At 60.9% G+C, this 11,742-nt stretch carries 8 protein-coding genes; 7 read left to right on the forward strand and 1 reads right to left on the reverse strand.

The annotated features are described in order from the left end of the window. Positions 1-42 precede the first annotated feature (42 nt). Positions 43-888, forward strand: a complete 846-nt coding sequence (gene choW / locus KSS91_RS26760; protein WP_041474967.1) for a choline ABC transporter permease subunit — start codon at positions 43-45, stop codon at positions 886-888. After that, positions 885-2,063: a choline ABC transporter ATP-binding protein gene (gene choV / locus KSS91_RS26765; protein ID WP_015097151.1), complete on the forward strand. Its 1,179-nt coding sequence runs from the start codon at positions 885-887 to the stop codon at positions 2,061-2,063. Before choW ends, choV begins: the two co-directional genes overlap by 4 nt. Positions 2,064-2,318: 255 nt before the next feature. On the opposite strand, the gene KSS91_RS26770 is transcribed toward choV, so the two are convergent. Continuing rightward, positions 2,319-4,259 (reverse strand): BCCT family transporter, encoded by a 1,941-nt coding sequence (locus KSS91_RS26770; protein ID WP_225923779.1) that lies wholly within the window; start codon positions 4,257-4,259, stop codon positions 2,319-2,321. A 381-nt stretch (positions 4,260-4,640) separates the two neighbouring features. Here KSS91_RS26770 and betI point away from each other — a divergent pair, with 381 nt between their 5' ends. The 5 genes from betI (at position 4,641) to KSS91_RS26795 (ending at position 11,703) form a co-directional block, all read left to right on the forward strand. Continuing rightward, on the forward strand, positions 4,641-5,234 hold the full coding sequence (gene betI, locus KSS91_RS26775) for a transcriptional regulator BetI (protein ID WP_007975486.1): 594 nt from the start codon (positions 4,641-4,643) through the stop codon (positions 5,232-5,234). A 60-nt stretch (positions 5,235-5,294) separates the two neighbouring features. Then, on the forward strand, positions 5,295-6,767 hold the full coding sequence (gene betB / locus KSS91_RS26780; RefSeq protein ID WP_015097153.1) for a betaine-aldehyde dehydrogenase: 1,473 nt from the start codon (positions 5,295-5,297) through the stop codon (positions 6,765-6,767). Positions 6,768-6,947: 180 nt separating this feature from the next. After that, positions 6,948-8,648, forward strand: a complete 1,701-nt coding sequence (betA, locus tag KSS91_RS26785) for a choline dehydrogenase (protein ID WP_217836577.1) — start codon at positions 6,948-6,950, stop codon at positions 8,646-8,648. A gap of 275 nt (positions 8,649-8,923) precedes the next feature. Further along, positions 8,924-10,366 (forward strand): TldD/PmbA family protein, encoded by a 1,443-nt coding sequence (locus KSS91_RS26790; RefSeq protein ID WP_217836578.1) that lies wholly within the window; start codon positions 8,924-8,926, stop codon positions 10,364-10,366. Beyond that, entirely contained in the window at positions 10,366-11,703 is a 1,338-nt protein-coding gene (locus KSS91_RS26795) for a TldD/PmbA family protein (RefSeq protein WP_015097156.1), read from the forward strand. Before KSS91_RS26790 ends, KSS91_RS26795 begins: the two co-directional genes overlap by 1 nt. Positions 11,704-11,742 lie beyond the last annotated feature (39 nt).

Below are 11,742 nucleotides of genomic sequence, written 5' to 3' on the forward strand. Positions count from 1 at the left end.
CGTCCGGGCTGTTTATTTCCTTGCATGCGGACGTTCACTACCATGCTGATTGATCAGAAAATACCTCTAGGCCAGTACATCTCGGGCTTCGTTGAATGGTTGACGCAACACGGCGCCAACACCTTCGACGCAATCGCCGTGACACTGGAAACGATGATCCACGGCGTGACATTTGCGCTGACCTGGTTCAACCCGCTGGCGCTGATCGGCCTGATCGCTCTACTGGCACACTTCATTCAACGCAAATGGGGCCTGACCGCGTTTGTCGTTGCCTCCTTTCTGCTGATCCTCAATCTGGGGTACTGGCAGGAAACCATGGAAACCCTCGCCCAGGTGTTGTTCGCCACCCTGGTCTGCGTGCTCATTGGCGTGCCCCTGGGCATCGTCGCCGCGCACAAGCCGATGTTCTATACTGTAATGCGTCCGGTACTCGATCTGATGCAGACCGTACCGACCTTCGTGTACCTCATTCCTACCCTGACCCTCTTCGGTCTGGGTGTGGTCCCGGGCCTGATTTCGACGGTGGTGTTCGCGATTGCCGCGCCCATCCGCCTGACCTACCTGGGTATCCGCGATGTTCCGGAAGAATTGATGGACGCCGGCAAGGCCTTTGGCTGCTCCCGGCGTCAGCTGCTCTCGCGAATCGAACTGCCCCACGCCATGCCAAGCATCGCGGCAGGCATCACCCAGTGCATCATGCTGTCTCTTTCGATGGTGGTGATCGCGGCACTGGTGGGTGCCGATGGTTTGGGCAAACCGGTGGTCAACGCACTGAACACTGCTGATATCGCCCTGGGCTTCGAAGCAGGCCTGGCGATCGTACTGCTGGCGATCATGCTCGACCGTATCTGCAAACAACCCGACGCCAAGGTAGGGGGTGACGCATGAGCATTATTCGCTTCGATAACGTTGACGTTATCTTCTCCAAAGATCCACGCGAGGCGCTCAAGCTGCTGGATCAGGGCATGACCCGCAACGAGATCCTGAAAAAGACCGGGCAGATCGTCGGTGTTGAAAAAGCCAGCCTGGATATCGAAAAAGGTGAAATCTGCGTACTGATGGGCTTGTCCGGTTCCGGCAAGTCCAGCCTGCTGCGCTGCATCAACGGCCTGAACACCGTCAGCCGTGGCAAGTTGTTCGTCGAACACGAAGGCAAGCAGATCGACATCGCCTCCTGCAGCCCGGCCGAACTGAAAATGATGCGCACCAAACGCATCGCGATGGTGTTCCAGAAGTTCGCCCTTATGCCTTGGCTGACCGTTCGCGAGAACATCAGCTTCGGCCTGGAAATGCAGGGTCGGCCCGAGAAGGAACGACGCAAACTGGTGGACGACAAGCTTGAGCTGGTAGGCCTGACCCAGTGGCGCAACAAGAAACCCAACGAGCTGTCCGGTGGTATGCAGCAACGCGTGGGCCTGGCCCGTGCCCTGGCGATGGACGCCGACATCCTGCTGATGGACGAACCGTTCTCGGCACTCGACCCGCTGATCCGCCAGGGTCTGCAGGACGAACTGCTGGAACTGCAACGCAAGCTGAGCAAGACCATCGTATTCGTAAGCCACGACCTCGACGAAGCCCTGAAACTGGGCAGCCGCATCGCGATCATGAAAGACGGCCGGATCATCCAGTACAGCAAACCGGAAGAAATCGTCCTCAACCCTGCGGACGACTACGTGCGGACCTTCGTGGCCCACACCAACCCGCTGAACGTACTGTGCGGCCGCAGCCTGATGCGCACCCTGGACAATTGCAAACGCATCAACGGTTCGGTGTGCCTGGATCCAGGCGGTGATTCGTGGCTGGATCTGGCTGAAGGCAACACCATCAAGGGCGCTCGCCAGAACGGGTCTGCGCTGGACTTGCAGAACTGGATACCGGGTCAGGCCGTTGAAGGCCTGGGTCGTCGACCAACCCTGGTGGACTCGAACATCGGCATGCGCGATGCGCTGCAGATTCGTTATCAGACCGGCAACAAGCTGGTGCTGCATGACAACAACAAGGTGGTGGGGATTCTGGGCGACAGCGAGCTGTATCACGCACTGCTCGGCAAGAACCTGGGGTAAGGCAACAGATGCAAAAACGCCGCGAGAGAATCGCGGCGTTTTTGTTTATGGGGTATCGGGTCAAACAGCTTTGCTGCTGATGCCCCCTTCGCGAGCGAGCCCGCTCCCATATGTACGGTGAACAACCTGTGGGAGCGAGCTTGCTCGCGATGAGGGCTTAACATTCAACATGAGTGTTGACTGTCCCTCCGCTATCGCGAGCGAGCTCGCTCCCACAGGGATTGCGGTGCATTCCGTACACCGCAGACCCAAGCTTTAGCTATAAACCCGGCCAAGCAGTTGCCGATGGCTTTCAAACTGATCGAGCACGTCACGGGTGATCTGATCTTGAGTGAAACCCATCAAGTCGTAGTCCTGGCTACCGTTATGCAGGTAAACCTCGGCGCGATAGAAACGCTGACGCGCCTCATCGGACTGTGCCGATTCAGTCGGCGTGGCCAGGTAACCGTCCAGGCTGACTTCGTAGACAAACGGGTTGCCCTCTTCCATCTCGACGCGCACGCCCATGCAACGCTTGGACTTGCCCAGCAGCGTCTGAACCTGCAGGCCTTGAGCACGCATTTGCGCCGTCGCATCTTCCAGTGCCGGGCTCACTTGCTTGTCCATGAAGCGCTGCACCACCGACTGGCTCGGCTGCAGGTCCAGCTGGGTCAAACGCTCGCTGAAACCACGACGACCGCGTGCCGCCAGTTCCGCTTGCTCCTGTTCGATCTGCACGTCCTGGCGCATGGCCTTGTGCAAGCCGAACATGAAGAACACCAGCACCACCGAGAACGGCAGACCAGCCAGTACCACCATGGTTTGCATGGCTTCGAAGTTACCGGCGAACAGCAAGCCGATGGTCACCAGGGTGATCACCACCGACCAGAAGATCCGCAGCCAGTGCGGCGCGTCTTCATCGACGGTACCGCCCTTGCACGACAGGTTGGCCATCATCACCGCGCCGGAATCCGCCGGGGTCAGGAACAGCACGAAACCAACGAAAATCGATACGCCGATCACCACCTTCGACGCCGGGTAATGCTCAAGCAACTGGTAGATCGCCATGGATGGCTGTTCCAGCGCCGTTTTTCCAAGCTCCACCGCCCCATGGTTCATCACCAGGTCCAGGGCCGAGTTACCGAAGATCGACAGCCACGCCAGAGTGAAGCCCAGCGGAATCAGCAATACGCCGGCCACCATTTCACGCACCGTGCGACCACGGGAAATACGTGCGATGAACATGCCCACGAATGGTGCCCAGGAAATCCACCAGGCCCAGTAGAACAGGGTCCACAGGCCCAACCAGCGGTCGGACTTCTCGGCGTCGCCTTCATACACATAGAGGTCGAAGGTCTTCAGCACCACGCCGTTCAGGTAGTCGCCGACGTTCTGCACGAAGCCATTGAGCAGGTGCAGGGTCGGGCCGAACAGCAGGACGAAAATCAGCAGGCCGCTGAACAGCACAATGTTCAGGTTGGACAGACGACGGATGCCGTTTTCCACGCCCGACACAGCGGCGATGGTCGCCACCGTGCTCATCACAATGATCACGATCAGCAGGTTGGTGTTGCTGTGCTCCATGCCGAACAGGTTTTCAAGGCCCGACGACACTTGCAGCGAACCAATCCCCAGGTTGGTCACCAGACCCAGCAGGGTCACGAACATGCCGAATCCGTCCACCGCATGACCGGCCGCGCCCTTGACCCAACGCTCACCCACCAGCGGATACAGCGCCGAACGCAACGCCAGCGGCTGGTTATGGCGGTAGGCAAAGTACGCCACCGCCAAGCCGACCAGTGCATAAATCGCCCAGCCGTGCAGGCCCCAATGCAGGAACGTCAGTTGTACTGCCTGACGTGCCGCGAGGTTACTGGCGGCCACGCCTTCCGGCGGGTTGAAGTAGTGGTCCAGCGGTTCGGACGCGCCGAAATACAACAGCGAGATGCCGATACCCGAGGAGAACAGCATCCCCGCCCAGGCGCCGTAGCTGAAGTCCGGGGTGTCGTCCTTGCTGCCCAGCTTGAGTTTGCCGTAAGACGAAAACGCCAGGCCGACGACGAAAATCAGATAGGCGGCAATCACCACCATGTAGTACCAGCCGAAGCTGCGGGACAACCAGGCTTGCGCCGTACCCAGCATTCTGCCGGCCTCTTGCGGGGCGATGATCAGAATGGCGGTCAACAACAGAATCAACGCGGTAGAGGTGTAGAACACCCAACCGTTGACCGACACCTTCTGCGGTGGGGTCTTTATTAGCGAGGCAGAACTCATGGCACAGATGCTCCGGGCAGTGCGAGAGAAGAACGCAAGGCAAACGAGTTACCCGACCAATCGGTTAGTGGGCAGCCGACCGGCGGGTGATATAAAGACACCCCGAAAAAAGCCCGAAACCCCTGGAGCGCCACAGCGCGTAGGTTTCGAGCAGTTTCGGAAGTCATTTTTTCCGCCGCTACATGTTGGGAAAATCTGTAGGCAGCGACGATTTGTCGCAGATCTTATTCTTTGTTGATTGAACGTTCAATCAAAACAAAATAGACTGGCCTTCAAGCCGGTAGTCGTTTGACGTCTGCCGGAAGGCCTAAGGAGATGTGCAAGATGCCCAAGGTCGGTATGCAACCCATCCGTCGCCAGCAGTTGATCGAAGCCACATTGCTGGCGGTCGATCAGGTCGGAATGGGGGACGCCAGCATTGCGCTGATCGCCCGTTTGGCCGGTGTCTCGAATGGCATCATCAGTCATTACTTTCAGGACAAGAACGGCCTGATCGCTGCCACGGCGCAGTACCTGATGAGTGTCCTCAGCGAGAACGTCACCGCGCGCCGTCAGGCGCTGACAGATGCAAGCCCGCGGGCGCATCTGCAGGTGATCATCGAAGGCAACTTCGACGCCAGCCAGGTCAATGGCCCGGCAATGAAAACCTGGCTGGCCTTCTGGGCCACCAGCATGCACCACCCGTCTTTGCACAGGTTGCAGCGGATCAACGATCACCGTCTGTATTCCAACCTGTGCTGCCAGTTCCGCCGCGTACTGCCGCTCGACGATGCGCGCAGTGCAGCCCGTGGCCTGGCAGCCCTCATTGACGGTTTGTGGTTGCGCGGCGCGCTGTCGGGAGATGCTTTCGACACCGGGCAGGCGCACCAGATCGCTTACGAATACATGGATTTCCAACTGGCCAAGCAGGTGAGTTAGAGCACACAGAACGCTCAACCACCGGACCGCGCCAATCACTGATGCACTTGCGAGGACTTTATGGCCCGTTTCGAATTGCAAAAACTCTACATCGATGGCGCTTACTCTGACGCCAGCAGCGACGCCACTTTCGAAGCCATCAACCCGGCTAACGGTGAAGTCCTCGCAAAAGTACAACGTGCCACCTTCGATGACGTCGAGCGCGCCGTCGTCAGCGCCGAAAAGGGCCAGAAAATCTGGGCCGCCATGACCGCCATGGAGCGTTCGCGCATCCTGCGTCGCGCCGTGGAAATCCTGCGTGAGCGCAACGACGAACTGGCCGCCCTGGAAACCCTGGACACCGGCAAGTCGTACTCCGAAACCCGCTACGTCGACATCGTCACCGGCGCTGATGTGCTGGAGTACTACGCAGGCCTGGTTCCGGCCATCGAAGGCGAGCAGATTCCGCTGCGCACCACGTCGTTCGTCTACACCCGTCGCGAGCCGCTGGGCGTTGTGGCCGGTATCGGCGCGTGGAACTACCCGATCCAGATCGCCCTGTGGAAATCCGCGCCAGCCCTGGCGGCCGGTAACGCGATGATCTTCAAGCCAAGCGAAGTCACCTCGCTGACCACCCTGAAACTGGCCGAGATCTACACCGAAGCCGGCGTGCCAAACGGCGTGTTCAACGTCTTGACCGGCAGTGGCCGTGAAGTCGGCACCTGGCTGACCGAGCACCCGCGCATCGAGAAAGTCTCGTTCACCGGCGGCACCGACACCGGCAAGAAAGTCATGGCCAGCGCTTCGAGCTCTTCGCTCAAGGACGTGACCATGGAACTGGGCGGCAAGTCCCCGCTGATCATCTGTGACGACGCCGACCTCGATCGTGCTGCCGACACCGCGATGATGGCCAACTTCTACAGCTCCGGCCAGGTCTGCACCAACGGCACCCGCGTGTTCGTACCGGCCCACCTGAAAGCCGCTTTCGAAGCCAAGATCGTTGAGCGCGTTGCGCGCATCCGCGTCGGCAACCCTGAAGACGAAAACACCAACTTCGGCCCTCTGGTCAGCTTCGCCCACATGGAAAGCGTGCTGGGCTACATCGCCAAGGGCAAGGAAGAAGGTGCACGCCTGCTGTGCGGCGGCGAGCGTCTGACCGACGGCGAATTCGCCAAAGGCGCCTTCGTGGCCCCGACCGTGTTCACCGACTGCACCGACGACATGACCATCGTCCGTGAAGAAATCTTTGGCCCGGTGATGGCGATCCTCACCTACGAAACCGAAGAAGAAGTGATCCGCCGTGCCAACGACACCGAATTCGGCCTGGCCGCCGGTATCGTCACCCGCGACCTGAACCGCGCGCACCGCGTGATTCATCAACTGGAAGCCGGTATCTGCTGGATCAACGCCTGGGGCGAGTCCGACGCGAAGATGCCGGTTGGCGGCTACAAGCAGTCGGGTGTCGGCCGTGAGAACGGCATCAGCTCGCTGAACAACTTCACCCGCATCAAGTCGGTACAGGTCGAGCTGGGCGATTACGTCTCGGTGTTCTAAGACCCGAGTCTTGTAGTGCCTGCGAGGGCCTCTTCGCGGGCAAGCCCGCTCCCACAAGGGACCAGTGGACACAGATTCTGTGTACACCAGAGATCAAATGTGGGAGCGGGCTTGCTCGCGAATCGAGTGCACAGCACTCGCCGAGGCCCGACCTGACCACCATCAAAGAGGGTGCATTCAATGTCCCAAGAATTCGACTACATCATCATCGGTGCCGGCTCGGCCGGTAACACCCTGGCGACCCGTCTGACCGAAGACGCAGGCGTCACCGTCCTGCTGCTCGAAGCCGGCGGCCCGGACTACCGTTTCGACTTCCGCACACAAATGCCGGCCGCCCTGGCGTTCCCGCTGCAGGGCCGTCGCTACAACTGGGCCTACGAAACCGATCCAGAGCCACACATGGACGGTCGTCGCATGGAGTGCGGTCGCGGCAAGGGCCTGGGCGGTTCTTCGCTGATCAACGGCATGTGCTACATCCGCGGCAACGCCATGGACTACGACGGCTGGGCGAAACTGCCAGGCCTGGAAGACTGGTCGTACCTGGACTGCCTGCCGTATTTCCGTAAAGCGGAAACCCGCGACATCGGCCCGAACGACTACCACGGTGGCGACGGCCCGGTCAGCGTGACCACGCCGAAAGCCGGCAACAACCCGCTGTTCCACGCCATGGTTGAAGCCGGCGTGCAGGCCGGCTACCCGCGCACCGAAGACTTGAACGGCTACCAGCAGGAAGGCTTCGGCCCGATGGATCGCACCGTGACACCGAAAGGTCGTCGTGCCTCCACCGCCCGTGGTTACCTGGACGTCGCCAAGAAGCGTTCGACCCTGACCATCGTCACCCACGCCCTGACCGACAAGATCCTGTTCGAAGGCAAGCGTGCGGTCGGCGTGCGTTACCTGGTCGGCGACGCTGAAGAGCGCGTTGAAGTCAAAGCACGCAAGGAAGTGCTGCTGTGCTCCGGTGCCATCGCTTCGCCGCAGATCCTGCAACGCTCCGGCGTCGGCCCGGCCGAGCTGCTGAAAAAGCTCGACATTCCGGTGGTCCACGACCTGCCGGGCGTCGGTGAAAACCTGCAGGATCACCTTGAGCTGTACCTGCAATACGCTTGCACCCAGCCAGTCTCGCTGTACCCGTCGCTGCTCCTGCACAACCAGCCGGCCATCGGTGCCGAGTGGCTGTTCAACGGCACCGGCATCGGCGCCAGCAACCAGTTCGAAGCCGGCGGCTTCATCCGCACCCGTCCGGAATTCGAATGGCCGAACATTCAGTACCACTTCCTGCCGGTGGCGATTAACTACAACGGCAGCAACGGTGTGAAAGAGCACGGCTTCCAGGCGCACATGGGCTCCATGCGTTCGCCAAGCCGTGGGCGCATCCAGGCCAAGTCCAAGGACCCACGCCAGCACCCGAGCATCCTGTTCAACTACATGGCCACCGAGCAGGACTGGCAGGAGTTCCGCGACGGCATCCGCCTGACCCGTGAAATCATGCAACAGCCGGCGCTGGACGCTTTCCGTGGTCGCGAGATCAGTCCCGGCATCGAGGTGCAAACCGACGAGCAACTGGACAAGTTCATCCGCGAACACGCCGAAACTGCGTTCCACCCGTCCTGCTCGTGCAAGATGGGCACCGACGACATGGCCGTGGTCGATGGCGAAGGTCGTGTGCATGGCATGCAAGGCCTGCGCGTGGTCGATGCCTCGATCATGCCGATCATCACCACCGGCAACCTCAACGCACCCACGATCATGATGGCCGAGAAAATCGCCGACAAGATCCGTGGTCGCAAGCCATTGCCGCGCAGCACAGCCACTTACTATGTGGCCGGTGATGCACCGGTGAAGGGCAAGCCGGTGCGGGAAGTGAGCCAGACGGTGTAAGGCGTTACATCGCGTCACGGCCATTCGCGAGCAAGCCCGCTCCCACAGGTTTCGGGTTGGATTGCAGATTTGTGATCCAGCCAGGACTACTGTGGGAGCGGGCTTGCTCGCGAAGAGGCCCGGCCAGGCAACACCTCTCTCCCGGCAATCACTCGCAAGTCCGATCCAAACTTGATCCTCCCCCCTCGCAGGCCTAATCTAGCGCCACGCAATCGTTTCACCCCTTCCCCTCGCAGCACCGCGCCATCGCCACTCCATAACCAGGAGGTTCACGAATGTTCGATTTCTACCCCCAGCTCAAGCAGCGCTTCGCTGCCTTGCGCACGGGTGCTGAATTCTTTTCCCTGCGTTATGTGCGCGAATCCGGGCAGTACCTGTCGGTGCGCAAGAACATCGCCGAACCGCCGAGCCTGAGCCGTGACGAAGGGGCGATGCTGACCGTGCGGGTCAATGGCGTCGAGGTCTATGCGGCGACCAACGATCTGTCGCAACAAGGCCTGCAGGCCGCCCTCGAGCGCGCCGAGTTCCAGGCCCGTCGACTCAAGCCCCATGCCTTGCTGGACCTGCGTGAACAGGCTGTTTCCAGCGACCGCGCCGATTACTTTTCGCCGAACCTCGACCAGCCCTTCCCGTCCCTGAGCGACTGCTACCAACTGCTCGGCGCCGAGTCGGCCGCCGTGCCCAGGGACGAGCGCCTGGTGAACTGGCAGGTCAGCCTCGGCATCACTCACGTCGAGCAGATTTATCTCAACAGCGCCGGTGCCGAACTGCGCCAGGCCCAACGCTTTGTGTACCCTGGCCTGGACGTCACGGCCTACGACGGCAAAGACAGCCAGACCCGCAGCCTGGGTCGCGAGAACTTCGGCCAGCAAGGCGCGGCGGACGTCATCAGCCGCTGCGGCCTGATCGGTGCCGGTGCCCAGGTGGCTGATCAGGCGCTGCAACTGCTGCTGGCGCCGAACACACCGCAAGGCAAGCGCGACCTGCTGCTGATGCCCGACCAGATGATGCTGCAAATCCACGAATCCATCGGCCACCCGCTGGAGCTGGACCGCATACTGGGTGACGAGCGCAATTACGCCGGCACCAGTTTCGTCAAAGCCGAAGATTTCGGCAGCCTGCAATACGGCTCCGGCCTGCTCAACGTGACCTTCGACCCGGACATCCCCGAGGAGCTCGCCAGCTACGGCCATGACGACGACGGCACGCCCGCCAGCAAACAGTTCCTGATCCGCGAAGGCCTGTTGCTGCGCCCGCTGGGCGGCGCGTTGTCGCAATTCCGTGCCGGCATGGACGGCGTCGCCAACAGCCGCGCCTGTGGCTGGAATCGCCCGCCGATCGATCGCATGGCCAACCTCAACATCGAGCCGGGCGATCAGTCCATCGAACAGCTGATCGGCGGTATCGAACACGGCGTGCTGATGTCGACCAACCGTTCCTGGTCGATCGACGATGCCCGCAATAAATTCCAGTTCGGCTGCGAATGGGGCCAACTGATCGAAAACGGCGAACTCAAAGGCGTGGTAAAAAATCCCAATTACAGGGGCATCTCCGCGCAGTTCTGGAAAAGCCTCAGCGCTGTCGGCGATGCCAGTACCTTCAAGGTCCTCGGCACACCGAATTGCGGCAAGGGCGAGCCGAACCAGGTGATCCGCGTCGGCCACGCGTCACCGGCCTGCGTGTTCAGTAACGTTGATGTATTCGGAGGAGACGCCTGATGCATCCGTCAATCAGCCAGTCCGCATCGTTCAAGGCGCTGGTCAACAGCCTGCGTGCAGCGCTTCACGAGCCCGAACAGTTCACCCTCAGCTACGCCGCCGAATCCTCGGCCTTCATACGTTTCAACCACGCCAAGGTGCGTCAGGCCGGTCAGGTGCAGCAGGCGAGCATCGGCCTGAAACTGATCAACGAAGGCCGCCATGCCGACCTGCAAATCACGTTGGCCGGCGATCCCCAGATTGACCTGCAACGTTTGAACGAAGGCCTGCAACAGCTGCGCGACACCTTGCCGCTGCTACCTCCGGACCCGTATCTGCTGCTCAACCACAATGGCTGGCAGAGCAACAACGTGCAGGCCCAACCGCTGCCGGACACCGAACAGGTGGTCGCGCAAATCACCCAGGCCGCCGAAGGCCTGGATCTTGTCGGTTTCTACGCTGCCGGACCGATCAGTCGTGGTTTTGCCAGTTCTTCGGGCGCCTTCGGCTGGCATCAGGCCAACAGTTTCAATTTCGACTTCAGCCTGTTCCACGAGAACGGCCAGGCGGTAAAGGCCAGCTATGCCGGGCAGGACTGGAACAGCGAAGGCTTTGCCAAACGCTTCGAGCAAGCCCGCGAGCAACTTGAGTTTCTGGGACGGCCGCTACGCACTTTGGCGCCCGGCCAGTACCGCGCTTATCTGGCACCGGCGGCGCTGGAAGAAATCATGGGCATGCTGTGCTGGGGTGGTTTCTCGGCACAGTCGATCGCCAGCAAAAGCAGCCCGCTGCAAAGGCTCTACGGTGGCGACAGCGCATTCAGCCCGCTGGTCTCGCTGGACGAAAAAGTCAGCGGTTCACTGAGCCCGGCGTTTTCCGATGAGGGTTATCCGCGCAGTGACCTGGGGTTGATCGTCAACGGCAAGGCCGGAGCACAACTGGTGAGTTCGCGCAGCGCCGCGGAATACGGTTTGACTGCCAACGGCGCCAGCGGCGGTGAATCCCCGAGCGCGCTGAACATGAAAGCCGGGGCATTGCCTGACGCGGACATCCTCAAGCAGTTGGGTACGGGGCTGTACATCAGCAATCTGTGGTACCTGAACTTTTCGGATCAACCGGCCGCGCGCCTGACCGGCATGACCCGCTTCGCCACTTTCTGGGTCGAGAACGGCGAGATTCAAGCACCGGTCAACACCATGCGCTTTGATGACAGCGCCTTCAGCCTGCTCGGTTCGCGGCTGGAGGCGTTGACTGCGGAACGGGAGTTGTTGTTGTCGGCGAGTACGTACAGCCAGCGGGCGACGGCTTCGGCGTTGCTGCCGGGGGCGTTGGTCAGCCGGTTGACCCTGACGCTGTAAACGCAATACCTGTGGGAGCGGGCTTGCCCGCGAAAGCGG

Origin of the sequence: Pseudomonas azerbaijanorientalis (assembly GCF_019139795.1) — a bacterium.
In the GTDB taxonomy this organism is placed as follows: Bacteria; Pseudomonadota; Gammaproteobacteria; order Pseudomonadales; family Pseudomonadaceae; genus Aquipseudomonas; species Aquipseudomonas laurylsulfatiphila.